The sequence below is a fragment of the Posidoniimonas polymericola genome (assembly GCF_007859935.1).
Lineage (GTDB): Bacteria > Planctomycetota > Planctomycetia > Pirellulales > Lacipirellulaceae > Posidoniimonas > Posidoniimonas polymericola.
Genome location: NZ_SJPO01000005.1, coordinates 268,819 through 295,235, shown reverse-complemented (window position 1 = coordinate 295,235; position 26,417 = coordinate 268,819). Strand labels below are relative to the sequence as shown.

Below are 26,417 nucleotides of genomic sequence, written 5' to 3'. Positions count from 1 at the left end.
GTTTCAAGGAGGAAACCGATGGGACTGCTCAAGCTTTTTGGCTTCCACGCGGCTGACGCCGCCGTGCCAGCGACCCGCAACCGGGTCCGCAGGGCGTACCTCGAACAGCTCGAGAGCCGCGAGCTGCTGGCCGCCGACGGGCTGGCGCCCGAGGTGCTGCTCGGTGGCGTCTACTTCGAGGAGGCGACCGGCGACGACTCGCAGGCGGACATCCTGCAGATCTCGTTCGTGGGCGGTCCCGCCGGCACGACGCTCGACAAGATCACTATCAGCGGCGACAAGTTCGGCGATGGCCTGACCAGCGGCGACAACTTCTTCGACACCGTCGACGGCGGCCTCGGCTGGTTCAAGTCGGTCGGCTACGCGCTCGTCAGCGCCGACGGCTTCGACATCACCAGCGTCGCGCTGGTCGATGGCGGCACGGACGTCGTCTTCACGTTCGACGGCTTCGACGCCGGCGAGAAGCTGATCTTCTCGGTCGACTGGGACGAGGCCCAGGCCGTTAACCCAGCGGGCCAGCTCGTGCTGCAGAACTCGCTGGTCGAGGGCGCCGAGTTCGAGCTCAACACTCTGATCGGCGAGTTCACGGCCCCGGGCTACGTCGACCTTACGTTGTCCGGCCTGTACTACGACGACTTCGACGGTCATCGCCTGACCGCAGAGACCACCGTCGGCCTGACGCTCGATCTGCCGAACGACCGCTACACCGTTGACCACGACTACACCGACCGCACGGCCGGCGCAGTGGCCCACGCGCCGATGCTCGAGCTGGCCACGCTGTCTGGCTTTGTCTACCACGACCTCAACGACGACGGGGTGTTCGACCCCAACGAGTCGCCCATCGCCGGGGTCGAGCTGAAGCTGCTTGACGCCAACGGGGCCGACACCGGGCTGCGGGCCGTGACCAACGCCGACGGCTACTACAAGTTTGTCGACCTCGAGCCCGGCAAGTACACCGTCATGGAGTTCCACCCCGACGGCTGGGTGGACGGCAAGGACACGCCCGGCACGCACGGCGGCCTCGCGGCCGACGAGTCGGCAGGCCCGGTCGACATGATCAGCTCGGTGATGCTGACCTACGGCGACCACGCCGAGGAGTACAACTTTGGCGAGATCCTGCTGGCCTCGATCGGCGGCTTCGTGATGGCCTCGCACGGGCCCGACTGCGATTTCGACAACCCGGACGAGCTGCTCGAGGGCGTGAAGATCGAGCTGCTCAACGAGGCGGGCGTCGTGGTCGCCACGGCGTACACCAACGCCCAGGGCCGCTACAAGTTCGAGGGCCTCAAGCCCGGCAAGTACAGCGTCCGCGAATACACGCCCAATGGCTACTTCGATGGCGAGGAGCGCGTCGGCACGGTTGGCGGCACGGTCTCCGACGACCTGATCTCGAACATCACGCTGCTGTCGGGTCAGGACGGCACGAACTACGACTTCTGCGAGCACGTCGGCGCCACACTGGCCGGCTATGTCTACCACGACGCGAGCAACGACGGCCAGTTCGACCCGACCGAGGACCCCATCCCTGGTGTCGAGCTCAAGTTGATCGACGGGCAGGGCGTGGACACCGGCAAACGCGCCTACACCGACGCCAACGGCTACTACCAGTTCACCGACCTCGCGCCGGGTAAGTACACGGTGATGGAGAATCAGCCGGCGGCCTGGCTGGACGGCAAGGACACCATCGGCAGTCACGGCGGCACGGTCAGCAACGACATGCTGTCCAACGCGATGCTGCAGTTCGGCGACAACGCGGTGAACTACAACTTCGGCGAGCTGCTAGCGGCGTCGATCGCGGGGCGGGTGTCGGCGTTCACGGGCCCGGACTGCGACCCGGACAACCCCGAGATCCTGGTCGAGGGCGTTCAGATCGACCTCTTGGACGCGCAGGGCAACCTGCTCGCCACGACCTACACGGACGCCAACGGCGAGTACAAGTTCGAGGGCCTGCGTCCCGGCGAGTACCAGGTCAAGGAGCACCAGCCGACCGAGTACTTCGACGGCGACGAGCACCTCGGCTCCGCCGGCGGCAATGTCTCGGACGACCATTTCACCGCGGTGCAGCTCGACTCGGGCGAAGACGCCACGCGGTACGACTTCTGCGAGCACGTCGGCGCGACGCTCTCGGGCTACGTCTACCACGACCGCAGCGACGACGGCTCGTACGACCGGTCGACCGAGGAGTCGATCGCCGGCGTGACGCTCAAGCTGTACAAGGACGGCGTCGACACCGGCCGCACGTCGATCACCGACGCGAACGGCTACTACCGGTTCTCCGACCTGGACGCCGGCAGCTACACCGTGGTGGAGCTGCACCCCGCCGGCTGGCTCGACGGCAAGGACACCCCCGGCAGCCACGGCGGCACGGCCGACGCCCCCGGCGACGCCATCCGCCAGATCACGCTCACCTACGGCGACGACTCCGTCGAGAACAACTTTGGCGAGCTGCTGCCCGCTTCAATCGCGGGTCGTGTGTCGGCATTCACGGGCCCGGATTGCGACCCGGAAAACCCAGAGATTTTGGTCGAGGGCGTGCAGATCGATCTGCTCGACGCCGCCGGCAACCTGCTCGCCACCACGTACACCGACGCCAACGGCGAGTACAGCTTTGTCGGCCTTCGCCCAGGCGAGTACCAGGTCAAGGAGCACCAGCCGACCGAGTACTTCGACGGCGACGAGCATGTCGGCTCCGCCGGCGGCCTTGTCAGCGACGACCACTTCAGCGGCGTGCAACTCGGCTCAGGCGAGGACGCCACGCGGTACGACTTCTGCGAACACGTCGGCGCCAAGCTGTCGGGCTACGTCTACCACGACCAGAGCAACGACGGCGTGTTTGATCCGACCGAAGATCCCATTGGGGGCGTCACGCTGAAGCTAATTGGCGCCGACGGTGAGGACACCGGGCTGCGGGCGACGACGAACTCGGCAGGCTACTACGAGTTCGACAACTTGGCGGCCGGCACGTACGCCGTGATGGAGATCCACCCCACCGCCTGGCTTGATGGCAAAGACACGCCGGGCAGCACCGGCGGCACGGCCGACAACCCGGGGGACATGATCAGCCAGATTGTGATCACCTACGGCGACCACTCGGCCGAGAACAACTTCGGCGAGCTGCTAGCGGCGTCGATCGCGGGGCGGGTGTCGGCGTTCACGGGCCCGGACTGCGACCCGGACAACCCCGAGATCCTGGTCGAGGGCGTTCAGATCGACCTCTTGGACGCGCAGGGCAACCTGCTCGCCACGACCTACACGGACGCCAACGGCGAGTACAAGTTCGAGGGCCTGCGTCCCGGCGAGTACCAGGTCAAGGAGCACCAGCCGACCGAGTACTTCGACGGCGACGAGCACCTCGGCTCCGCCGGCGGCAATGTCTCGGACGACCATTTCACCGCGGTGCAGCTCGACTCGGGCGAAGACGCCACGCGGTACGACTTCTGCGAGCACGTCGGCGCGACGCTCTCGGGCTACGTCTACCACGACCGCAGCGACGACGGCTCGTACGACCGGTCGACCGAGGAGTCGATCGCCGGCGTGACGCTCAAGCTGTACAAGGACGGCGTCGACACCGGCCGCACGTCGATCACCGACGCGAACGGCTACTACCGGTTCTCCGACCTGGACGCCGGCAGCTACACCGTGGTGGAGCTGCACCCCGCCGGCTGGCTCGACGGCAAGGACACCCCCGGCAGCCACGGCGGCACGGCCGACGCCCCCGGCGACGCCATCCGCCAGATCACGCTCACCTACGGCGACGACTCCGTCGAGAACAACTTCGGCGAGCTGCTGCCGGGCTCGATCCGCGGCAAGGTGGTGGTCTCGACCGACCCGGATTGCGACCCGGACGACGGCGAGCCGCCGATCGAAGGAGTCAAGATCGAGCTGCTCAACGAGCACGGGGAGGTCATCCAGACCACCTACACCGACGCCAACGGCGAGTACGCCTTTACCGGCCTGGCGCCCGCGGCCTACACGGTCCGCGAGACGCAGCCCGTGGACTACTTCCACGCGGACCAGCACGTCGGCGACGGCGGCGGCGCCTACTTCGGCCAGGACGTCATCGGCGACGTGCACGTCGGCTCCGACCAGCACTGGGACAACTACGACTTCTGCGAGACCCCGCCCGCCAGCCTGTCCGGCTACGTCTTCATCGACGGCGCCCCGATCGTGACGCTCGAAGACATCGCGCCGGAGGACGTCGCCTCGTACCGCAACGGCCTCCGCTCGGCCGACGACACGCCGCTGGCCGGCGTGGTGGTCGAACTCCGCAATGGATTCTCGGGCGACCCGATTTTTGGCGAGCAGGCCCTGCCCGGTTACTACCCGGACGGCCCGATTCGCGCCGTCACCGATGCCAACGGATACTACCGCTTCGACGGGCTGCCGGGCGGCAACTACGCGGTGGTCGAGATCCAGCCCGAGAACCTGATCGACGGCGTCGACACGGTCGGCACGCTGGGCGGCATCGCCATCAACCCGCTGCCGCCGACCGAGAAAGAGCTAATCGCCTTTGACGAAATCCCGACGCCGGGGCAGATGACGATCGAGCAGTTCCGCACGAACTTCGGCGACAACGCCATCGTCCGGGTGCCGCTGCAGGCTGGTCAGCACTCCGCGGAAAACAACTTCAGCGAGGTGCGGACCACGCGGTTCTACGTGCCGCCTGAGACCCCGCCCGAGACCCCGCCGCCGTTCATTGTCGGCTCGCCGATGTACCTGCCGCCACGGGTGGTCGGAGAGTTCCGCAACGCACCGACCCCGCCCCCGACCTTCTACGGGGCGTCCGAGGCGCTCGGCTGGACCTGGCACCTCAGCGTGGTCAACGCCGGCCACCCCCGTGCGGCCACCGCCCACGGCCCGACCATGATCCTGGCCCGCAGCCAGTTCGACGCGGCAGCCTGGGAGAGCGGCGAACTGAAGGAGGCCGAGTGGACCCTGGTGCAGGATGATCAGGACAACCAGCGTCGGCAGCGGTTCCACTTCGGCGAGGCCGACGGCATCCCGGTGGTGGGCGACTGGAACGGCGACGGCATCGCCGAGATCGGCGTCTTTACCGACGGCTACTGGCGGCTCGACCTCAACGGCAACGGCGTCTGGGACCGGGGCGACCTGTGGGCCAAACTCGGCACACGGGAAGACCTGCCGGTCACCGGCGACTGGGACGGCGACGGCAAGACCGACATCGGCATCTACGGTCCCGCCTGGCCGCGTGACCCGCACGCCATCGCCCGCGAGCCCGGACTGCCCGACGCGGACAACTACCCGACCTCGATCGCCGGCAAGGCCAAGAACGTGCCGCCGACGCCCGAGGACGCCACCAGCGGTGGCCGCCTGCTGCGCCGCACCGCCAGCGGCGCCAGCCGTGCCGACCTGATCGACCACGTGTTCCACTACGGCACGCCCGGCGATCAGCCGGTGGCCGGCGACTGGAACGGCGACGGCATCCGCGCCATCGGCGTCTACCGCGACGGCGTCTGGATCCTCGACATGGACGGCGACGGCCGCTTCACCGACCGCGACCAGACCTTCGTGTTCGGCACGATGGGCGACCTGCCGGTCGTCGGCGACTGGGACGGCGACGGCGTCGACGACCTGGGCGTGTACCGAGCGGGGCGGTGGCTGGTGGACTCCAACAGCAACCGCGAGCTCGACGCCAAGGACACCGCGTTCGAACTCGGCGCCCCCGGCGACACGCCGATCGCGGGCGACTGGGACGGCGACGGGGCCGACGAGCCGGCCGTCTACGGGCCCAAGGAGCCGACCGTCCGCGTGTCGCAGAAGGCGGGGTAGCGGGATTGCGGATTTTAGATTGGCGATTGCGGATTGAGCAGCGGGCAGAGCCTGCCGCAGATCAGTCCGCAATCCAAAATCCCCGATCCGCGGTTAGTTCAGCTTTCCTTGAGCTTGGTGATCTCGGCCCGGGCCTCGGCGATCTGCTGCTCGTACATCGCCACCTCGTCCGGGTCGTCCATCTGCTCCTTGGCGCCGTTGAGCCGCTGCTGCAGGTCCTTGACCTTCTTGTTGAGGACTTCAACTCGCTTCTTGGCTTTTTTGTCCATGGTCGCTTTGCAGGGTCGTAGGGTCGCAGAGTAGTCAGAGCTTGGAGAGGCGGCGTCACTCGATCTCGAGCTCGGCAGCGGGCGGGTCAGCCACCGGGGCCGGGTTGAGCTTCGGCGTCTTGGGGATCGACCGCAGCACCGCCCCCAGCAGGAAGATCGCCAGCACAACGGCCAGCGTCACGTTGAGCCAGCGGATGAGCTTGCCACGGAGCTTCGCCGCGACGTTGGTCTTGCCGGCCAGCAGGGCCATCAGAGCAAACACCACGAACGCCAGCAGGAACTTGATGCCGAACAGCATGTGGTACAGCGACGGGACTTCGTTCTCGGTGATGATCACCCAGAAGTTGTAGGCGCCGCTCGCCAGCAGCAGCGCCGTGCAGATGCCGACGCACGCCGCCCACGCGCCGCGGCGGCCGGCGTAGCAGTCGTGCTCGGCGTCTTCGGCCGTCCGGGGGGCGAGTACAAACCGCATGTAGACCAGACCGCCGAGCAACGTGCCGGCGCACGCGGTGTGAACCACACGCAGCAGGATGGCGATCAGGTCGAGTTCAAATTCGGGCGCCTGGGCGAGCATACGGGTCCCTTATCGTTCGTTGTGTGAGGTCGCGTCACGCGACCTCAGGTAGTCGAGCGCCGCCTGCTTGGAGTCGAGCCGGCCCTCGAGCTGCTCGTCGCGGATCTGTTCCAGGAGTTTCCCAAACTCGGGCCCCGGCTGGAACCCCGCGGCAATCAGGTCGCCGCCGTCGACCAGCGGCGGCGGGTTCCACTGCTCGACCGGGAGGGCCATTCTGGCACGGCAGTACTCGGTTTCCGGGGAGCCTGCTTCCTGCTCAGCGTCGACCAGCCGCAGGGCGTCCTCGGCGCCGCGAGCCGCGAGCACCCGCTGCAGTTTCGGCCAAGCAACCGCCCGCGCGTCCTCGATCACTGGGCAGTGGTCGAGCAGCCAGTCGGTCTGATTGGCGTCGTCGCCCGTGAACTTGAGCCGGCGGCATAGCCTGCCGCCGGCGGGGCTGCGGGTCGAGCGAGGCAGGCACGCGGCCAGCGCAAGCGGCAGAGTCGGGTCCGCAAGCCGCTTGAGGGTCTTGCACCGCGCGTCGAACTCGGGTGCGGCGAGCCCCGCCAGTTCGGGCAGCGTCGGCGCTAGCAGGTCTAGGTCTCTCAGCATGCAGACCGCGTTCCTGCGGTTCTCGTGCGTGAGCATCCGGGCGAGCTCGGCGCCGATCCGCTCGGCGCTCACGACGCCGATCTCGGCGGCGTGCCGCTGGACGGCGGCGGCCGTGTCGGGGGCGAGCTCAAACGCGAAAGTGGCGGCAAAGCGGACCGCCCGCAGCATGCGGAGCTTGTCTTCTTCGATGCGGGCGTCGGCGTCGCCGATTGCGCGGACGACCCCGGCGGCTAGGTCTTGCTGGCCGCCCACATAGTCGAGGACCTGCTCGCCGAGCGGGTCGAAGAACAGCCCGTTGATCGTGAAGTCGCGGCGGCTGGCGTCGTGTTGGGCGTCGGTGAACTCGACCCGGTCGGGCCGGCGGCCGTCAGAGTAGCCGGCGTCGGAGCGGAACGTGGCGACCTCGATCTGCCCGGCCTCCTTTGGCCCGAGCACGGTGATCACGCCGAACGCGGCGCCGATCGGCAGCGTGCGGCGCATGCCGAACACCCCGCGGACCTGCTCGGGCGTGGCCGAGGTCGCGACGTCGTAGTCCTTGGGCCGTTTGCCGAGCAATTGGTCACGCACGCAGCCGCCGGCCCACAAGGACTGGTGCCCCGCGTCGCGCAGAGTCCGCACCACGTCCAGCGCGAAGCCGCGCTGGGCCTCGTGCGAATCGCCGTGTTGTTTGCGTTTGCTGTCAGCCATGCACGGCCGCCGCCTCCCGGGTCGATTGAATCGCATCGTCAATGGCGGCGTTGGCCCAGCGGCGGGCGTCGTCGTCCCAGGGGAAGCTCGTCTCGGCTCCCGGCCGCAGGAAGTGCAGCGTGAGCGCGGCAGGACTCTTGTGCAGTGTCGCCTCGATGGCCAACGCGTAGACCGACATCTGCAGCCGGTAGGCCTCGGCCGCTTGAGGGACCATTCCCGGCGTCACGCGGTTCGTTTTGTAGTCTAGCAACTGCCACTCGCCAGGCGAGACCTCCACCAGGCAGTCGATGTACCCCTGCAGGAGCGCCGGCCCGTCGAGCGACCCGCCGCCGGTCCACGGCATGACAAACTCCACCTCCCGCTCGACGCGCTCCGCCGAAGCGAGCTGCCGGCAGCGGTCGCTCGCCAGGAAGCGGTTGATTAGCTGCTCCGCTTCCTCGGCGCCGGCCCGCCAGTTCCGTCGCAGCCGCCGCGGGGCGAGCGACTCGCACCACTGCCGCACCCGCGTCGGGTGGGCAAAGTCGATCCGCTCCATCACCGCGTGCACGAGCGTCCCCAGCCCACGCGGGTCGATCGGCTCGGCGTCGTCCGCGGGGGCTGGCTCCGCCAGTCGTTGGTCGGCCGCCAGGTGGAACCTGCCGGTTAGACGCGACACCGAGAACCGTTTCAGCTCGGACGGGTTCACCCCGATCGGGCCGATGTGACCGGCAGGCGGCGCCGGTTTGCGGAGGGCCTGGCGGACAAGCTTCGGCACATCGGGCCGACGCTGGCGCTGCGCGTCGGCCGGCTTCCAATCGGTCGGCGGGACGATCTCGGCGTGCACCGTCTGTGAGTCGATCGCCGCACCGGTCTGAAGGTTGAACACCTCGGCCAGCCGCTTCAGCCACTCGCCCTTCGGCTGCTCAATGTCCTCGACCGCGGCCGACAAGATCAGCAGGTCCGCCGCCCTCGTACACGCGACATACAGCAGCCGGACCAGCTCCTCGCGTTCGGCGCGGGTCTGCGCCTTCTTGTGCAGCTCGAGCCCGATAGTGACGCCGCGCTCGAGATTCGTCGGCTTCACCAACGGGCCGAGGTCGGCGTCGAAGGCCGCGACGCTGCGGTCCGGCGACGACTTGCGGGCCAGGTCCGCGACGAACACGACCGGGAACTCGAGCCCCTTGGAATGGTGCACGGTCATCAGCCGCACGACGCTGGCGTCCTCGTCGGCGGTGGCGGCGTTGGCCTCCTTCGGCTGGCTGGCGATGAACTCGGTGAGCTGCCGCACGAAGGCGTCGACGTCGCCGGGCCGCGTCTGGTCGGCGACCCGCGCCTGCTCGATGATCTTCTCAAGGTTCGCTAGCTTCCGCTCGCCCAGGAACTCCGACAGCAGCGCGGCGTCGTAGCCGGTGCGGTCGAGGGCCAGCCGGATCAGCTCGGCCGTGTTGGCGACCCCCTTCCGCTGCCGCAGGTCGGTCAGCACATCGCGTGCGGCGGCTACCCTCTCCTGCTGCGCGTTGCTCAGTTCCTTGATTGGCTGTGTCCGCAGCAGGCCGGCGTTGAGCGATCCCCCCGCGCGGGTCAGCCACAGCAGGGTCTCGTCCTGGAGGGCGAAGAACGGGCTCCGCAGCACGCCCGCCAGGCTCACCTCGTCGCACGTGCTGGTGACGCTGCGGAGCAGGTTGAGCAGGTCGTAGACCTCCTGCTGCGAGTAGAACGCGTGGCCGCCAATCAAGTGGTGATCGACCCCCGCGTCGCGGAGCGCTTGTTCGTAGTGCTGCACGTCGCCCAGGGCCCGGAACAAGATCGCGATGTCGCCGGGCAGTACGCGGCGGGCGGTCCACTCGCCGTCGACACGCTCCGCGACCCGCGGCGTTGGGTCGTCGAGCAGCTGCCGCACGTGGACTGCGACGCGTTGGGCCTCGGCCCGGCGGCCCGCCTCGGCGTTGGTCTCCGGCGGCGCGTCGGACCAGAGAAACTGCACCGCAGGCTTGGGTCCGACCTGCGGCCGGGCAGGGCGGAGCGGCAGGTAGTCGGCTCCAAACAGCGGCGCGAACAGCTCGTTGACGAACTCCAGCACCGCCGGCTGGCTGCGGAAGTTCTGCGACAGCGGCAGCCGCCCCTCGTCCGGGATCTTGCCTTGCAGCTCGCGGAACACGGTCGGCTGGGCGCCGCGGAAGCGGTAGATCGACTGCTTGAAGTCACCGACAAAGAACAGCCCGCCGGTGGTCAGGGCGTCGCCGGCGATCGCCGTGACGATATCGACCTGCGCCTGGTCGGTGTCCTGGAACTCGTCGACCAGCAGCAGTGTGGCGGAACGCTCGATCCGCCGCCGCACGTCGCGCAGCGACTCGTCGGTCAGCAGCCGGCGGGCGTGCCCCAGCAGGTCGTTGAAGTCGAGCGCACTGGCGGCGCGTTTTGCCTTGGTGTACTCCTGCACGACCGCAGTCGTGACCCGCGCCAGCCGCTGGCCGAGGATGGCGGCCTCGAGCTGCTGCTCGTGATCGGCCCACTTGCTCAGCTTGTCGATCCGATCACGCAGACGCTTGCAGGCGTCGCCGTACAGCTTTTTGGTGTCGGGCGATGGCCAGTCGTTCTTCTTGCCGCACACGCCCTGCACCATCGCCAGCTTGCGGAGCTGAGCAACATCGAGTTCGGTCTCGCCCTGCCGCAGGGCGTTGAGCGCCGTGTCGAGCGCGGCCAGCTTTCCTCGGGTCTCGGCCTCGCCGGTGCACTCGGGGATCAGCGAGCGGATCTCGTCGATCGCCGGATCTTCGGCCAGCTGCTGCAGCTCGAGCGGGGCGACAACCTTCCGGAAGTAGTCACGCCACGCCGCGACCATCTCCTCCGGCGGCCGAGCTGCCCATTCGCCTAGCCCGAAGCCACCCGCGTAGTCGCGGAGCGGCTTGACCCGGCTCTTGAGTCCCGCGAAACCGAACTCGGCCGCCAGCGTGATCACGTCCGCGTCCCGGTCGTCGAGCAGCGACCGCAGCCGCCGGTCGGTCGACTCCGACAGCAGCACGTCGGCCGCGGCCTGGTCGAGCACCTGGAAGCTCGGGTCGAGCCGCAACTCCAGCGCGTAGTTGCGGACCAGGGTCGAGCAGAATGCGTGGATCGTGCTGACCCGCGCGGCGTCTAGCGAGCGGAGCAGCCGCAGCCAGTGCGGCGCCTCGTCGGCCGCCGCGGCCGCCAGCCGTTCCAGGCATTTTCCGCGGACCCGCTCCCGCATCTCGCGGGCGGCGGCCTCGGTGAAGGTGATCGCGACCAGCTCGTGCAGCTCGAGCGCATCGTCGCCGGGGGCGAGCTGCGCCAGGAAACGCTCGGTGAGCACGAACGTCTTGCCGCAGCCGGCGCCGGCGTCCAGCGCGATCGACACGCCGCGGGTCTCAATCGCCGCGGATTGTTCGTTGGTGTAGGAGAGGCGGCTCACGCGTCCTCCCCGATCGGCGTCTTGCCGAGGCTGCGGGCCTGCGAGACCCGGCAGGTCGTACGGAACTCGCAGCGGCCGCCGCAGTCCTCGTCCGTGTTGAACATTGGGAACCGGGCCGCCCGCACGTCGCGGACAATCTCGCCAACGCGCTGCCGCACGGTGGCGACAAGTTCCTGCCAGTCTTCGGCGGTCACGATCTGGCCGCCCGCTTGCTCACCGGGCTGCGGCAGCTTGCCGGTCTTGAAGCCGTCGTTCTGCACGACCCAGTACCCGCTCCGCCAGGGGGCGATGTCCTGCCCCGCGAACAGGTGGTCGCTGACGGCGATCGTGTACAGCACCAGTTGCAGCAACCGGCCCGACTCGATGTCCTCCTGCTTGAGCGTCAGCGAGCGGGCCGTTTTGTAATCGATGATGCTGAACACCGCCTGCCCCGCGACGCGGCCGACGTCGATCCGGTCGACCTGACCGGTCAGCAGGATCTGCAGCCCGCCGGCCTCCAGCGTGAACGGCTGCTGCGTCGAGAGCGGGTCGGGCGTCTCGTCCGGCGCCGAGACCTCCGGACCGAAGCGGGCCTCAAAGTGCCGCGGCGAGAGGGGCTCTTCGAATGAGTTGTGCTTCTGGTCGTACGCCGCGTGCTGACGCCAGTACTCCTGGTCCCAGGCCGCGGCCTGCATCATCTCGATCTCGGCAACCACCGCTTCGTGCTGGGCGGTGGCCAGCGTCTGGAACGCTTCTTCGACCGCGGCCCGGAACGCCGCGGTGAACGCCTCGGCGTCGAGGGTCGAGGGCGCCGAGCCGACCCCCAGCAGGTCGTTCACATGGCGGTGGAACCGGACCATCGCGTCGTGCAGCAGCGACCCTCGGCGGCGGTAGTCGACGTCCAACGCCAGCGACTCGAGCGGTTCGGCGCGGAGCACGTGCTTCATGTAAAACTTGAACGGGCACTCGCCGTAGTCCTCCAGCTGGCTGGCGCTCCAGAGGTGCTCGGGGCCAAAGCGGGTGGCGGCCCACTCTGCGGCCGTCGAGCCGCCCAGCACCCCCTCGTAGGGGCCGAAGTGCTCGCCGTGCGAACGGTCGTGCGACGCGATCAGTGCCGCCCCCAACGAAGCCGCCGGGGCGTCGGGCAGGCCAGCGAACTGGGCGAGCGGCTGGGCGTCGCCCTCCATCAACCGCCGCACCGCCTGCCGGCGGAGCTGCAGCGCGTCCTGGGCCGTAGCGGCAACAGGGGCCGAAGTTTCGCGGAGCGAGCCGGGCGGGAAAAGCCGCTCGAGCTCCGCCACGAACGAACTCGGGTTGAGGGTCTGCGCCTTCTCATCTACGGCGGCGTAGGAGAGCGTCACCGACTCGCGCGGCGCGGCGAGCAGCTTGGCGAACAGCAGCATCTCGTTGCCGTGGTGCAGTTGCTGCTGATCGTCGGCGACGCCGATAGCGATCGTGGCGTCGGGCCTCGGGAACGATTGCTCGTCGAGCCCCACCAGCAGCAGGTGGCCGCAGCCGGTCTGGCACGCAGTCTCCGCGGTCAGGAGGCGCACCCGGCCTTCCGAGTCCCAGCGTTGGTCGAGCCGCAGCCGGCTCTGCCACCCCTGCACCAGCCGCTGGACCTCCGGCAGCGGCAGCGCCGTCGCCTCGCCGCCCCGTAGTTCCGCCAGCTGGGCGAGTGACGCCAGCGCGTCCTCGAGGGCAGCCAGCGCCGCCACGTCGTCGGCCTGGGTCAAAGGGTCATAGGAACGGTAGTCGAGCAGCGTCAATGCCGCCGCGATACGGTCGTGCCAGGCCAGCGGCGGCGCCTCTTGCCCAAATTCTTGCGTTGCGTCGCCCAGCAGCTGCAGCGCCGGAGCCGCGAGCGTAGCCGCGGCCGACAGCCGCGCACGTCGGCGGTCGGGCGATTCTGGGCGGGGAGTTGCTTGGTCTGTATTCGGTTCAGGGGCGGATTCTTGTTCGGTCGTCGCAAGCCAGGTGACCCGATCGATCAATGCCCGGCGACCCTTGGGCAGCAGCTGCTCGCCTACGATCCACTCGACAGCCGCCCGCCGGGTCGCAAAACCAAACCGCGACGCCAGCGGCCGCTCGTCGCCGGATAGCCGGGAGTCCAAACCGGCGAACCGCGGCGATGAGACAACGCTCTGCACCTCCTCGAACGCCCAGTTGCCGGCCGCAAGTCGCAGCAGCAAGCCAACCGAGCGGCCAAGTGAGGTCTCGCCGAACGACTTGGCGCCCTCGATCGCCACCGGGACGCCCGCCTGGGCAAACGCCTCGCGGAGCCGGGGGGCCCAGGCGCCGAGCGAACGCGTCGCGACGACGAGCTCGTCGGCCGCGGCGCCGGACAGCAGCAGCCGCTTTGCCTGGTGCGCCGCGGCGTCGGCCTCGTCCTGCAGGCCCTTGGCGCCGCGCACACGGATGGAGCCAGGGGTAGCGGGGGCAGCCGGCACAATGGTGTCGCGGGGGTCGCGGAACATGCCGTCCAGGGCGTGGCGCCGCGCGTCTGTGGCTGGCAGGCCGCTCTCGATCCAGGTCGTTGTGGAGTCAGGGAACAGCGTCCGCAGCCGCTGGACCGTTTGCACCGGACCGGCGTAGATGGCCGAAGCCGCGTGGTCGGTTTCGAACGCCGCCGGGCTGTCGATGGTGAACGCCGCCACGCGTCGCTCGGCCCCCCGGAAGGCCGCCTGCAGGAACCGCGACTCGAGCAGGCTCAGCCGGTCGAGCCCGACCGCCGCGACCAGACCCGGCGGGCCGCCCGGCAGGCGCCCCGACTCGAGCAGCTCGCACGCGTGGCGGAGCCGCCCCTCGCGGTCGAGCAGCCGGCGACGCGTGCATTCTCGGCAGTAGTCCTGGTACGCGCGGGCGAGTTCCGAGATCCGCGGGTTCCGCAACGCCGCGGCATTGTCGAGTACCTCGTCGGGCTCGGCGTTGGCGAGGGCAAAATCCCTGATCGCCGCGGCGACATAATCCAACCCACCCGCAGAGCCCCGCGCCTCCTGCAACAGCCGGAATCGGCCAGAGAAGCCCCCGCGGAGGAGGATCTCCTCAATCAAACGGTTTCTCGCAACCGGACCGAGCGGCGTGATCGGCTCCGGGGCCGCGCCCACGACCGCGTCGGCCGCTTGATGCAGGGGTTTTACCCCGGGCGCTAGCATACCCCCCGTTTGGGTTGCTAGCAGTGCAGTCAACTCCGGAGCCGCGGTTGCAGATTCGACGAGTAGCCAGCTGCCAGCAGCAAACGGCCCCGATTCGAGCCCGCCGACGTAAAGCCGCACCGATTCTTCTGCGAGCCGGGCGCCCGGAGGGCCGAGGATGATTTGCATTGCTGGGGCAGGATATTCGGTAAGAAACACCGGCGAATGGCCACGTCGAGCGGGTCCTGATTATTGCAGCAAGTCCTTTTAAAATAAAGACCTACGTCAATCCTGGTGGCCGCGTCTTCTCACTGCTTGGGGACCTCCCGAGGGACCTCGTCGTGTGAGATCCAGTCGCACGCACCGGCCCGCAGGAACCGCGTTCAACTGATTGACATCGATTGCAAGTCCCGGTTATTATCCGAGATACGGTGAGAGGGCAGCTATTCGCGTCTACTGGTGGGGGCTCTCCCTGCTTGTTGGAGGCGGGCGTACTCGTTTCGAGGCGTCGATGTACGGGACACATCGAGCGCCAGCTAATCTCTTTCCGCCGTCTGCGGACACGAACTGCCCCTGGTCGGCTACGCAACGAGCCTTTCCCATGCGGCAATAGTCTCTCGCGGGTGTTTCGAACCGTAGGTATTGGCGCCGGTCCGATTGGGCCGCGTCGTCCTTATTTATCCCTTTTTGTTTTAGGAGAGGTGTCACTATGAGACTACGTGGACGCGAAAGCCGGGGTTTTACCCTGGTGGAGCTGCTGGTCGTGATTGCGATCATCGGTATCCTTATCGCGCTGCTGCTGCCGGCGGTTCAGGCCGCTCGTGAGGCAGCCCGGCGCAACCAGTGCTTGAGTCAGATGAAGCAGCTCGTGCTGGCGACCCACAACCACCACGACACGTACAAGTACTTCCCGCTTGCGTCGTCGTCGCCGTTTGTGTTGCCCGGCAATGCTGTGCCGACCAACATCGGCGTCGCTGGATCGGACGCCCTGAACCGCTCGACGGCCAATCTAAACGACGGGTACAGCTGGATGGTTCAGCTGCTGCCGTACCTCGAAGAGCAGCCGCTGTACAACAGGATCAGCCAGAACTCGGGCACGTTTCGCAACTCTGCCTTCGATACGGGCAGCGCCAACGACAGCCTCTTCATGACCCTGTCGGGCGCCGCGGCATCGGCGACGAACCCCTACTTCTGGGAGCAGCAGCTTGAGTTCGCGCTCTGCCCGAGCTTCCCCGGCGACGAGAGCGTCGAAATTACCACGGTCACCACCGTGGGAGATGGCGTCGCGACCGGCAACTACATTGCCCTCGCCTCGACCCACTACACCACGGGCAGCCAGCTGGGCACCAGCGGCTCGCGTGACACCAACGCGTCGCCGTGCACCAACTCGTCGTACTGCGGCAACGGCGCCATCCCATTCCCGGGCGCCCCGGGCGGTCGGGTCACCAAGAAGGGTCACTCGTTCGCCAGCCTGTCGGACGGCAGCTCGAAGGTCGCGATGATCTCCGAGAGCCGCGAGCAGCTCTACACCAGCTGGTACAGCGGCCTGGCCGCCTATGGCGTGGCCTTCTGGCCGAACTATGAAGGCGGTGGGCAGGTTCCGAACTTCACCCCGAACGTCGCGAACGCCACCAACAAGAACGCATGGCAGCTTGACTCGGTGAACGGCGCCGGCGCCACGGCGGCGGCCCACTCGTTGAACAAGGGCACCGACAAGTCGGCCACTGCCAACGCGGTCCCCAATCCGGAGGACTTGTACTACGAGAACAAGTCTCAGAACCTGCACGGGAGCGAGGCCCACAAGTGGGGCCCGAGCTCGGCTCACCCGTCGGTTGTGCAGCACGGCTTCGGCGACGGCCGCGCCAAGGCAGTCGCGGAGAACATCGACACGAACGTGTACCTGTGGATGCTCACCCGCAACGGCCGCGAGACCTTCGACGATCCTAACTGATCGTAGCGTTTTGCTGCTAACCGCGATTTGATACCAAGCCGCCGAGGTGACCAGCTGGTCGCCTCGGCGGTTTTTTTGTGTCTCTACCGCAGCTGTCAGCCATCCTGCCACCCCGCCGCAGTTGGCAGACCGCACCAATGCCTGCCCGACGCGCCAGCGAGGGAGCCCCGGGCGTCACCCCTCCTGAGTAGTGCCCCGCTGCCCGGCGAGTGCGTGTCTCGTGAGCAAGTGGGAGAAAGCCGATGGGGTTGGTGAAGTCTGGTAGCCAAGTCTCCATCAATCTGACGTTCCCCTGCTAAGCCCGCGCAGCTGCCGGCGGATGCCGGCAGTTTCTTGGAGGCCGCGCAGTGGGCGGCGTGGACCCCTCCCGGGCTGGTCTAGGCTCACCTGTGACTAGCCGGAGCGCGCCGGCGCGGTGACGCCCAACAAAAAAGCCGCCCAGGGGAGGTCCCCAGGGCGGCTTTTGCCTGTTGGTAGACCGTCGGCCTACTGGAACGTGGGGCGGAACCCGCCGGGGGCGTGCTCCGCGGCGCCGTTGGTCGACGCCTGAACCGGGCTAGCAGCTTCCGTGGCGGCCGGCGACGGGGTGAGCGTCGTGCGGCGCTTTGGCGGGGCGTTCTTCTCGGTCGGGATCATGTCCTGCTCGATCACCTGCAGCAGCTTGGAGATGCAGAGCTTGTTCATGCTGGTCCGCAGGTCGTGGGCCTCGGTCCGCAGGTACTCGTGCATGCTCTTGGGGAGCCGGACAGTAATCACGCGGGTTGGTTCCGAGTCGGCGTCGGCGGCCGGCTTCTGCTCGCGGAGCTTGACTAGCATCTTCTGGATCTGGTCGAACTCGTCGCTCTTCTCGAAGGCGGTCAGGTCGTCGAAGTTGGGGAATGTCTGCCGGGCGAGACCCTCGATGCCGAGGATCTCGCGGAAGAACACCACCCAGTCGGGTGAGGTTTGGAAAAGTCGCTCAGCGGCGAGCAGGACTTGTTGGTAGCTTTCTGTGGATTGATTCTGCACAGCACTCGTCTCCTTCCAGAGATGCGTGTACGGGATGGACCGGGAGGACCACGCCAGTCCTCGTGTTTGCTGTCATCTTTCCGGGGTGGGCAAACCGCATGCGAGAAGTCCTTGCATTGCTTGCACTTACGGCATTTGCCGGGCGGCGCCTATTCGCCGGCAGCTGGCGCCCGAGTCTCGAGCACGGCCGACTGCCTGGTTTTTGGGCAGGCGGATGATTCCCGTTGTGGTGAGTGTCTAGTTGGCGGCCGTGATCCGTAAGTGCTTTCTGAGTAGTGGTTTATGCAGGCTTTAGTTTTTCCTGGGCGAATTCGTTCGGGAAACCCGGTCTGATGGGTCGTTCGACCTTAGGTTCTCGCGGTAAATATCGAAGTGATGACACATGGCGGATACCCTCGCGGCCGCGGTAGATCTGTCGAGAGCAGGGCCTTCGCCAGTTTGGGAAGCGGCTGGGGCCAGCTGATCGACGCGGCTCGCCGGCGATCGCCTGGCAGGGTCCGGCAGGCGCCGCTCTTCCCTCTTGCTGGCCAATTTCGCACGACTGGCGGCCTGGGAAGCCTGGGTGGTTTGGCAGTGCTGGCTGCCCTGACTGCGTTCCCGATGACCTGGACGCGTCCGTCGGCACGGGGGGCCTGCTTCTGAGCGACGGCTCGAACCGGACGGCCACCCAGCGGCTAGCGGCGAACTGGCGTCAGTCGCAATGTCCGCGCGGCGTCGTCAATTCGTGGGAACTGTTGAAGTCTGCCCGGCGTAGTTGGTTGAGGGGTGGGGCCGGAGGCAATGCGTTGGCAATGCGGGTGAGCGTAGAGCGTGTTCCTCCCGTTCAATCTCTCGCAGAGATATATCGGTCCCTCCGGGTTTTCCGTGGGTGGAATTCCCTCGGCTCGGGCTCGACAAGAGGGGGGCCGCCCCACCCGACGTCGCCGTCGCGTCGATCCCATCGAGCGGTGAGGACCGACGCAACGGCGAAGACGGGAGGGGCTCACCGAGCTGTTTTTCCTGGGGTTTTCCTGAATCCAGGTCGCGCTTGAGCCCCGTCGTCGTCGCCCTCGCATCGGCCGTCACCTCTCGGCCGCGGCTGATGCGAGGGGGATGGCGTCGGGGCGACCCCCCGTTGTTGTTGTCCGTGGTGAGGTCAGAAAACCGCGATCTTCCGAAGTTAACCACGGAAAACCCGGATGGACCGATATATCGGTGCCCTTACCGCTGCTGAGCAGGTTGCGGCCCTGCGGGTTGCTCACAGCCCGTGACGATCGGTCTGACCTGCTGTCGAGCTAGGGCTGCCTACCCAGCTCGCCGAGTTCAATGCAACTGAGCGCACTGGTCACGGGGAGCAGGGGATCCTCGGGGGGCTGTTCACAGCGAGGAAAGAGGCGGCCAGCGTCAGCGGGGCTGGTCGCCGTTGTCCAGTGGATCCGGGCTCTAGCGGAACCGCTGGCAGCGCCGGCGGCTACTGATCCCGCGAGTTCTGCTTGATCTGAGCCAGCAGCCGCGTCATCGTGTTCGGGTGCACGCCCAGCAGCTTGGCGGCCCGGCCCTTGTGACCTTGCGTCGATCGCAACGCCTGCTTCACGGCGACCTCGCGGAGCTTGTTGAGGTCGGTGAACGGCAGCGCCGCGGCCTCGGTTTGTCCCTGGCGGCGATTGGGGAGGGTGGGCTCGCAGTCCAGCACGTACGCCTGTTCGATAACGTGGCCGAGCTGGCGTATGTTGCCGGGCCACGAATACTCCGAGAACTCGCGTAGCTCAACCTCAGAGGGCTCCCACAGGTCGCGTCCGTACCGGGCCGCGAACCGCTGCGAGAAGTACCGGACAAACATCGGGATGTCTTCCACACGCTCACGCAACGGCGGGACGCGTAACTCTACCATGTTCAGGCGGTAGTAGAGGTCTTCACGGAATCGGCCTTCCTGCACCTCGACTTCTAGGTCGCGGTTGGTGGCGGCGATCACCTGCACGTTGATCCGTTCGGGGTGGGCGGCGCCAACCGGCGTCACCTCGGACTCCTGCAGCACGCGTAGCAGTTTCGGCTGCAGCTCGAGCGGCATCTCGCCGACTTCATCGAGGAACACAACGCCGCCGTTCGCGGCGCGGAACACACCGAGGCTCTGGCCAGCGGCGCCCGTAAATGCGCCCTTCTCGTGACCAAAGAGTTGGCTCTCGGCGAGAGTCGAGGTGAGGGCCGCACAGTTGACCGGCACAAGTGGCTTGTCGCGGCGGCGGCTCAAGCGGTGCAGGGCCCGGGCCCAAACTTCTTTGCCGGTGCCGGTTTCGCCGGTCACAAGAACGGTGCACTGCACCTCGGCAGCCTTCTCGGCGTGGCGGGCGATCTGCGTAATACGCGGACTCGCTCCCAGCACCCAGCTGTCGGGAGAATCTGGCGGGGGCGCCAGCAATGATTCGATCGATGGTGAGAGTTGCGCCGAAGCCATAGATGCCTTCGAGACGCTGACGATCAACCGACTTCTCATAGTGATAGCGAGGAAGTGCTATCCAGGAGGGGGATTTCCGTACTAGCGACGCCACGGTGGCGCTGCTTGGGGAAATCGAGTAGCTAAAAGTCGGCTTTCAGATCACTAGCGGCCCGCCATTGTTGCTCTGCCCTGTTTACTTCGCGTTGACCTTGCAGGTTTGGTAAACCCTTCAGGCTCTGCCCTTTAAGCCGATCATACACGAGTAGGCGGTTTTCCTCAATAAAATTGGCGCCGACTTCGTCGAATTCAGAATCCCGCTGTCCGGGTATTCCGGCCGAAACGATTCTGTGAAGAGTTGATGTAAGGTGTATTCCTGGAAGGACTTGCGACGCTCTTCGCGGAGATTGACCGGACCAGAGGCAGAATATCGGCTCAGGCGGCCGCTGCAGCCGTGCTGGAATTGATCGCCAGCACACTAATTTGATGCTGGCGGGCAAAGGCCCTGAAATCGGTCTCGTCGAGCAAGATGGTTTTGTCGGCCTCGATGACCAGTGTGGTGGCTCCAGCGGCCAGCATGGAAGCGAGTGTCTTGCGGCCGACCGTTGGCACGTCGAACCGCATGTCTTGCTGGGGTTTAGCCACCTTCACCACCGTAAATCCGCCCTTCGGGCACAGCTTGCCTGCCCGCTGGATGCAGAGGTCGGTCCCCTCGACCGCCTCGACAGCGATAACCGAGCGGTCCTTCACGCAGACGCTCTGGCCGACATCGAGGCGGCCCATTTCTTTGGCCATCTTCCAGCCAAATTCGGCGTCGGCCTGGCGGGAGGGCGAGAGCGGCGCGCCGGCGATCAGTCCAGGTTTCACAAGCAGGTCCTCGGCGAAGTCGGTGGCGGGCGCCAGTTGGATGCCGCGGGCCGCGAACGCTTCGACGATGGCGCCGAGCAGCGTGTCGTCCCGTTGGTCCGCGGTGCGACTCACAAAATGGGGGTAGAAGGTCTTGATGGTGGTCCAGTCGGGCGTGTAGCGAAGCCACGCTAGCGGCTGGTACATCTCGACCTTGTGGATCTTGCCGGCCATCGTGGCGGTCTGGACCCCGTGGCGCCGGAAGCACCGCACTACCTGGCCGATCCTTGCAGCGCCCACCCATTGGAAGTGGTCGCACAGCTCGCGGAGCTCGGGCGCCGCGTGCCGTCGCACGGCCGCGCAGCAGACCCGGTGTCCCGACGCCTTGAGGGCCTCAGCGATCACCAACGGGTAGCGTCCCCAAGCGGCGATCAGCCCGATCGTTTGGCGTTGCTTGTGTGCTAGCACGCGGACCTCGCTCACGCGGCGCGCTCCGCGGATGCGGGCGGCTCTTGATCCGCGGTGGAGTCGTCTAGGGAGGCTTGCATCTCGGCAACGAGCTGACGCAGTTGGCGGAATTCCTTCCGCAGGGCGGGCAGCTTCGCAATGGCGGCGAATTGCAGCTTCTGCACACGTTCGGGCACGGCTGGAGCCCCCAGCATGCGGGCCCCCGCGGCAACGTGGTTGCTCACGCCCGCCATTGCGCCCAGCACGGCGCCGTCGCCGATCGTGACGTGGTCGCGGACGCCGACCTGGCCGCCCATCACGACATAGTCGCCGGTCGAGGTGCTGCCGGCGATGCCGACCTGCGAGCAGATTAGGTTGTGGCGGCCGATCTGGCAGTTGTGGGCGATCTGTACGAGGTTGTCGATCTTGGTGCCCGAGCCAATGCGGGTCGGGCCGTAGACGCCGCGGTCGATCGTGGCCCCGGCGCCGACGTCGACGTCGTCGCCGATCTCAACCGAGCCGAGCTGAGCCGAGAGCACGTGCGAGCCATCCTGCTGCGAGTAGCCGAACCCGTGGGCGCCGATCACGGCGCCGGAGTGCACCAGGCAGCGCTGGCCGATGGTAACGTCGTCGTACAGCGTGACGTTGGCGAACAGCTGGGTCCCCGCACCGATCCGGCAGCCGGCGCCAACAACCGTATTCGAGTGGATGACGACCCCGGGGCCGACATCCGCGTCCTCGCCGATCACGGCGCCTGCTAGCACCTGCGCGGTGGGGTCGATCGTGGCGGTGTCGGCGATGACCGCCCGCGGGTGCCGGGAGATCGGCTCGCGGACCCGAGCGGGGCGGAAGTGCGACACAATCGCCGCAAACGCCTGGTGCACGTCGTCGACGAGGATGCCGGGCAGGGCGCCCAGGTCGCAGTCGGCGGGGGCGACCGCGGCGGCGGCGGGCGAATCCGTCAGGCTCTTGGCCCGCTGGTCGTTGTCGGCCAGGGTCAGGCAGCCAGGGACGGCGTCGTCCAGCGGGTGAACGGAGGAGATCAGGGTGTCGGCGTCGCCGACCAGGCGGCCGTTCACCAGCCTGGCGAGGTCGCCGAGCGTTGCCGCGGACGGATGGTTCATAGGGATTCCCTTCCGGGTCGCATCGATGCTTCGATGGTGTCGAACTTGCGCCGGCTTAGCGGCCGTCCTGGCCCCGGCGCAGGGGCGCATCGTAGCGAGCCCCGCCGGTGCGTGCCAAGAGCAGAGTTTGCCGCGGTCGCCGCCCCGGGTTCCTGGGGGCCCAACGCTGCTAGCGGCCCGCGGCGGGCCTCACCCGCCTATCGTCTCGACCAACGTCATCGCGTCCTCGAAGTGCTGCTGCAGCCGGGCGAACTCGGTGCGGCTGCCGCCCGCGTCGGGGTGCAGGTGCTTCACCTTGGTCCGGTAGGCGGCCAGCACGTCGGCCTTGGTGCAGCCGCGCGACAACCCCAACGCCGCCAGGCAGGGGGGCGAGTCGCGGATTACCCAATCGGGCAGCGAGGTCGCGTAGCCGCGGACCACCACCAGCGCCCGCCGCAGCGAGCGGAGGTACGCGCGGTAGTCGAGGTAGAGCAGCACGTAGCCCACGGCCGGGGCCAGCACCAGCAGCCCGAACGTGGCGGCCAGGCCCAGGAAGTCGACCGCGTCGGGCCAGGAGTGTTGAGCGAGCAGCATGCTTGTCGAGCGCCGGTCACGCGGCCGCGGCTGGGAGAGCGGGGATGCAACTTCCCCTAGGTTATCCCAGCGAGCCGACGTTTTCGAGGGTTTCGCCCGCAATTGCGGCGTCGCCCTCCGGCCGGCGGAGCCTGTGCCGTTGGCCCAGCCAGAGCAGGATCAGCAGCCCCGCCCCCGCGCCCGGCTCGGGCACGGCGAGCATGCTCGCGAACGCCGCCGCGCCGTTGAGCTCTAGGTAGCTCAGTTTGAACAACAGGAAGTCGCGGTAGTCGTTGTCGCCGTCGAAATCGAGATCGCCGTGGAGGTAGCGGTTTGTGTAGGTCAGCGTGTCCAGATCGACGCCGCTGTTGGCGGTGAAGATGTCCCAGTCGGCCCGGTCGAGCAGCCCGTCGATGTTGAGGTCGGCAAAGACGCCGGTCTCGACCGCGTAGTTGGCCGTCCCAATCGCCAGCTCGACATAGCTCCCAATCGAGTCGGCGCCGGTTCCCAGCACGGCGAACTCCAGCCAGCTGGACATGACCTCCCAAGGACGCTGGGGCGGCGGGGAACTTAGTGCCGCGAAGTCGACGCCCTCTTCGCCTTGGTAGAACGCCGTGCCGAAGTCGATCTCGCGGATGGTTTGACCTACCTCCAGCTCCCGCTCGCCGTTGTTGCGGTCCAGGCCCCCCTCGGGGTCCAGGTCCAGCACGGCGCCGTCCAGGTAGAACTGCAGCCCGTCCTTGCCGGTCCGGTACTCCAGCGTGACGTTCTGGAAGCTGTAGCCGAAGCGGTTGCGGCTGTTGTTGTACTCCACTACCCGCCGGTCGTAGGTCAGCCCGTACAGCAGGTCGGCGTGGTAGCCGTCCTGCACACCGTAGGTGTCGTCGCGGCGGCTGTAGTAAGCCTGCTGGTCGTCGTGGGCGTAGATCCGGTAGACGCCCTCTTCCAGCTCGTTCGGGTCGGCGACCTGGTCTTCGGTGAGCCAGTGCAGGCTGTTGAGCTTCTCGTGCACGTTGAAGTGCCCGTGGCTGATGTTGCCCATCACGTCGAAGGGGTTGCCGTACTCATCGCGGTGGACGCCCAGCGGCGTCGACTGGTAGCCGTGCACCGACTGGTTGTACTCGACGTAGGCGCCGGCGTCGTAGTCGTAGACATACGGCGTGTAGTTGGCGTCATTGATGCTCCGCCACGCGCCGGCGTGCGGGGCGCCGATGCGGTGGCCCAGCTCGTGGTCGGCGACAATCTGGCCCCAGTTGCTCGTGATGTCGGGCTGCACCGCGTAGTTGTTGCTCGGGATCCACGCCAGGCCGGACCAGCCCTGGCCCTCGTCGGGCGTGGTGCCGCTGACGTCGAACAGGTTGGCGTGGTAGCTCTCGGGCTCGATGCCGTACTGCGAACGCACGTAGTTCTCGGCGTCGGCGATCCAGTCGCCGATGCGGCGGCCGTTGCTGTCGAGTGTCAGCGGGACGTCCAGGATGTGCGCGTAGCGGAGGTCGTAGGTCCCGCCGGAGTTGGCCGCGTAGAACTCGCGCGTCTTGACCGAGCTCTCCTCGATTTGGGCGATCCGAGCCGCCGACAGCGGCGCGGCATTGACGTCGCGGATGACGAAGTAGACGCCCTCGTAGCTCCCCTGGCTGTTGGAGAGGTTGACCGTCGGGAGCGTGACTCCCCGGGCCGCGGGCCCGCCAAAGCAAGCCCAGCCGACCGTGCACGCCGCCGCGCACCGCGCAATCCACCTGTCTGCCGCCATCGCCCGGCTCCTGTCGTCGCGCCCGCCAACGGGCCGCCTAGATGTTTCTGTTCCGGTGCAGGCCCCTGCTGATGAGAACTCCTTCCGAATGAGAAACGCCCAATCGGTGGGAACGCCGTAGGCGGGCATTGCGCCGCGCCGAGGTCTGCACTCTTCTATGGTAGAAACAGCGGCGGATTTAAACCGGAAACGGTGCTGATGCCGGGGTTTTCAGCAATGATTTCGCGGTGAACTGCAGGTGGCGATGGTCCCGCGTGCGGCGTGCCGCCGGCGAAGCCTTGCTACAGCTCCGAGTAGCTCTTCGCCTTCCAGTCGCTCTTGTGGATCTTGCTCACGGTCCCCAGGTACTTCTTCACCTCCTTGAGCACCTGCCAGTCGGCGTGCTCGACAAAGGTCTTCCACGCGAGGTCGCGGGCGTCGGCGTCGTCGTAGACGGTCAGGTAGGTCAGGTTGGGCAGCTTGTCGCCGACCACGGCCTGCCCCATGAACACCGGGCTGATGCCCGAGTCGAGGAATATCGGGATCTCGCCGGAATTGAACATCTCGACCTTCAGGCGGCCGAACTCCTCGGTCGGGCTCTCGTAGGTCCGCAGCTCGAACAGCCGGTCCTTGCCCGCCTGCTTCTGCTCCGGCACGGAGGTCTGCGGCCAGGCGTCGAAGGCAATCAGCAGCTCGCTTGTGATCCGTTTTACCAGCGGCTTGTCGGCCGGCGTGGCCAGGTAGTCCTTGGCCGCCTGGCGGTACTCGGTGTCGGCGTCGAGCCGCCGCTCGGCGTCGAGCAACGCGGCCCAAGAGTCGGCCGGAGTGATGAGCATGACGCGGGGCGGCTGGCCCGCTTCGGCTTCGGCGGGGGTCAACACCCCAACCGGCCCGATGCCTTGCCGCTTCAGCGCTGGGAGCAGGGCGTTCTCGAGGTAGTCGTCGAGCCGCTGCTCGGCCTCGGCGTCGACCAGCGTGTAGGTGCGGAGCTGGATCACCTGTTTGGTCGCGTCTTCCGCGAAACAGCAGGTCGCCAGCAGCAGGAGCAACGGGGCAAACGCTAAACGGTGCAGGGTCATCGATCGGCCTGGGGTCGGTGGAGTCGATTGGTACGGACATGCAATATACCCGCTCCGCCGCCCGCGTGCCCGACTACGCAGCGCCGAGTTCGATCCCCTCGCCAAAGTAGTACCGTTTGGCGTCCGGGTTGCTCAGGACCTCCTGGGGGTGGCCGTGGCACAGGATCTTGCCCGCCCTCACCACGTAGCTGCGGTCGGTGATCTCGAGCGTTTCGCGGACCTGGTGGTCGGTGATCAGGATCGAGATCCCACGGTCCCGCAGGTCGCGGACGATGCCCTGGATGTTGTCGATCGTGACCGGGTCGATCCCGGTGAACGGCTCGTCCAGCAGGATGATCTTCGGGTCGGACACCAGGCAGCGGGCGATCTCCAATCGCCGCCGCTCGCCGCCCGACAGCGACATCGCCTTGCTCTTGCGGAGCTTGGTGATGCCGAACTGCTCCATGAGCTCCTCGGTGCGTCGCCGCCGCTCGCGGCGGTTGACGCCGAGCATCTCCATCACGCCCAGCAGGTTGTTCTGCACCGACAGCTTGCGGAACACGCTCGACTCCTGGGCCAGGTAGCCCATGCCGCCCTCGCGTGCGCGGCGGAACATCGGCCAGTTGGTGACCTCCTTGCCGCACAGCATCACGCGCCCGGCGTCGGGCTCGACCATGCCGCACGTCATGCGGAACGAGGTGGTCTTGCCGGCGCCGTTCGGGCCCAGCAGGCCGACGATCTCGCCCGGCTCGACCTCAAACTCCACGCCGTCCACCACGCGGCGGCGGCCGTACGACTTAACGAGCCCGCGGGCTTCTAGCAGTGCCATTTTGATCGTCCTCCTTGACGATTGTTGGTG

The 26,417-nt window shown here is 67.3% G+C and carries 15 protein-coding genes; 2 read left to right on the top strand and 13 right to left on the bottom strand.

Features of this window, described 5'->3' with window-relative positions; all coding sequences use genetic code 11:
- Positions 1-18: 18 nt before the first annotated feature.
- On the top strand, positions 19-5,790 hold the full coding sequence (locus tag Pla123a_RS12160) for an SdrD B-like domain-containing protein (protein WP_146587280.1): 5,772 nt from the start codon (positions 19-21) through the stop codon (positions 5,788-5,790).
- Between the two features lie 98 nt (positions 5,791-5,888).
- Here the strand turns inward: Pla123a_RS12160 and Pla123a_RS24625 are convergent, their stop codons facing one another.
- From Pla123a_RS24625 to Pla123a_RS12140, 5 genes are read right to left on the bottom strand one after another with little or no spacing between them, the layout of a single operon-like run.
- Positions 5,889-6,059: a hypothetical protein gene (locus Pla123a_RS24625; RefSeq protein ID WP_197527902.1), complete on the bottom strand. Its 171-nt coding sequence runs from the start codon at positions 6,057-6,059 to the stop codon at positions 5,889-5,891.
- A gap of 55 nt (positions 6,060-6,114) precedes the next feature.
- A complete protein-coding gene (locus tag Pla123a_RS12155; RefSeq protein ID WP_146587278.1) occupies positions 6,115-6,633 on the bottom strand; it encodes a hypothetical protein in 519 nt (172 codons plus the stop codon).
- Between the two features lie 9 nt (positions 6,634-6,642).
- The gene (locus tag Pla123a_RS12150; RefSeq protein ID WP_146587276.1) at positions 6,643-7,911 is read right to left on the bottom strand and encodes a CCA tRNA nucleotidyltransferase; all 1,269 of its coding nucleotides are present in this window, start codon (positions 7,909-7,911) and stop codon (positions 6,643-6,645) included.
- The gene (locus Pla123a_RS12145; RefSeq protein ID WP_146587274.1) at positions 7,904-11,320 is read right to left on the bottom strand and encodes a UvrD-helicase domain-containing protein; all 3,417 of its coding nucleotides are present in this window, start codon (positions 11,318-11,320) and stop codon (positions 7,904-7,906) included. The genes Pla123a_RS12150 and Pla123a_RS12145 overlap by 8 nt, the downstream gene beginning before the upstream one ends.
- Positions 11,317-14,622: a PD-(D/E)XK nuclease family protein gene (locus Pla123a_RS12140; RefSeq protein ID WP_146587272.1), complete on the bottom strand. Its 3,306-nt coding sequence runs from the start codon at positions 14,620-14,622 to the stop codon at positions 11,317-11,319. The genes Pla123a_RS12145 and Pla123a_RS12140 overlap by 4 nt, the downstream gene beginning before the upstream one ends.
- A 520-nt stretch (positions 14,623-15,142) precedes the next feature.
- Here Pla123a_RS12140 and Pla123a_RS12135 point away from each other — a divergent pair.
- On the top strand, positions 15,143-16,384 hold the full coding sequence (locus Pla123a_RS12135) for a DUF1559 family PulG-like putative transporter (RefSeq protein WP_146587270.1): 1,242 nt from the start codon (positions 15,143-15,145) through the stop codon (positions 16,382-16,384).
- Positions 16,385-16,870: 486 nt separating this feature from the next.
- On the opposite strand, the gene Pla123a_RS12130 is transcribed toward Pla123a_RS12135, so the two are convergent.
- The 8 genes from Pla123a_RS12130 to lptB all read right to left on the bottom strand — a co-directional run bounded on the left by Pla123a_RS12130 (position 16,871) and on the right by lptB (position 26,387).
- Positions 16,871-17,392, bottom strand: a complete 522-nt coding sequence (locus Pla123a_RS12130; protein WP_146587268.1) for a hypothetical protein — start codon at positions 17,390-17,392, stop codon at positions 16,871-16,873.
- Between the two features lie 1,450 nt (positions 17,393-18,842).
- Positions 18,843-19,862, bottom strand: coding sequence for a sigma-54 interaction domain-containing protein (locus Pla123a_RS12125; RefSeq protein WP_146587266.1), 1,020 nt, complete (start codon positions 19,860-19,862; stop codon positions 18,843-18,845).
- Between the two features lie 375 nt (positions 19,863-20,237).
- On the bottom strand, positions 20,238-21,131 hold the full coding sequence (locus Pla123a_RS12120; RefSeq protein ID WP_146587265.1) for an LpxI family protein: 894 nt from the start codon (positions 21,129-21,131) through the stop codon (positions 20,238-20,240).
- Positions 21,128-22,219, bottom strand: a complete 1,092-nt coding sequence (gene lpxD, locus Pla123a_RS12115) for a UDP-3-O-(3-hydroxymyristoyl)glucosamine N-acyltransferase (RefSeq protein WP_146587263.1) — start codon at positions 22,217-22,219, stop codon at positions 21,128-21,130. The genes Pla123a_RS12120 and lpxD overlap by 4 nt, the downstream gene beginning before the upstream one ends.
- Positions 22,220-22,408: 189 nt before the next feature.
- Entirely contained in the window at positions 22,409-22,792 is a 384-nt protein-coding gene (locus tag Pla123a_RS12110; RefSeq protein WP_146587261.1) for a J domain-containing protein, read from the bottom strand.
- Between the two features lie 61 nt (positions 22,793-22,853).
- Positions 22,854-24,521, bottom strand: a complete 1,668-nt coding sequence (locus Pla123a_RS12105; RefSeq protein ID WP_146587259.1) for a hypothetical protein — start codon at positions 24,519-24,521, stop codon at positions 22,854-22,856.
- Positions 24,522-24,802: 281 nt separating this feature from the next.
- On the bottom strand, positions 24,803-25,579 hold the full coding sequence (locus Pla123a_RS12100; RefSeq protein ID WP_146587257.1) for an NIPSNAP family protein: 777 nt from the start codon (positions 25,577-25,579) through the stop codon (positions 24,803-24,805).
- 73 nt (positions 25,580-25,652) lie between these two features.
- The gene (lptB, locus tag Pla123a_RS12095) at positions 25,653-26,387 is read right to left on the bottom strand and encodes an LPS export ABC transporter ATP-binding protein (protein WP_146587255.1); all 735 of its coding nucleotides are present in this window, start codon (positions 26,385-26,387) and stop codon (positions 25,653-25,655) included.
- Positions 26,388-26,417 lie beyond the last annotated feature (30 nt).

Excerpts from the sequence above, each read along its gene's own strand:
- Pla123a_RS12150 (WP_146587276.1), bottom strand. The coding sequence starts at position 7,911 with ATGGCTGACAGCAAACGCAAACAACACGGCGATTCGCACGAGGCCCAG.
- lptB (WP_146587255.1), bottom strand. The coding sequence starts at position 26,387 with ATGGCACTGCTAGAAGCCCGCGGGCTCGTTAAGTCGTACGGCCGCCGC.
- Pla123a_RS12100 (WP_146587257.1), bottom strand. The coding sequence starts at position 25,579 with ATGACCCTGCACCGTTTAGCGTTTGCCCCGTTGCTCCTGCTGCTGGCG.
- Pla123a_RS12135 (WP_146587270.1), top strand. The coding sequence starts at position 15,143 with ATGAGACTACGTGGACGCGAAAGCCGGGGTTTTACCCTGGTGGAGCTG.
- Pla123a_RS12155 (WP_146587278.1), bottom strand. The coding sequence starts at position 6,633 with ATGCTCGCCCAGGCGCCCGAATTTGAACTCGACCTGATCGCCATCCTG.
- lpxD (WP_146587263.1), bottom strand. The coding sequence starts at position 22,219 with ATGAACCATCCGTCCGCGGCAACGCTCGGCGACCTCGCCAGGCTGGTG.
- Pla123a_RS12125 (WP_146587266.1), bottom strand. The coding sequence starts at position 19,862 with ATGAGAAGTCGGTTGATCGTCAGCGTCTCGAAGGCATCTATGGCTTCG.
- Pla123a_RS24625 (WP_197527902.1), bottom strand. The coding sequence starts at position 6,059 with ATGGACAAAAAAGCCAAGAAGCGAGTTGAAGTCCTCAACAAGAAGGTC.
- Pla123a_RS12140 (WP_146587272.1), bottom strand. The coding sequence starts at position 14,622 with ATGCAAATCATCCTCGGCCCTCCGGGCGCCCGGCTCGCAGAAGAATCG.
- Pla123a_RS12105 (WP_146587259.1), bottom strand. The coding sequence starts at position 24,521 with ATGGCGGCAGACAGGTGGATTGCGCGGTGCGCGGCGGCGTGCACGGTC.
- Pla123a_RS12110 (WP_146587261.1), bottom strand. The coding sequence starts at position 22,792 with ATGCTGCTCGCTCAACACTCCTGGCCCGACGCGGTCGACTTCCTGGGC.
- Pla123a_RS12160 (WP_146587280.1), top strand. The coding sequence starts at position 19 with ATGGGACTGCTCAAGCTTTTTGGCTTCCACGCGGCTGACGCCGCCGTG.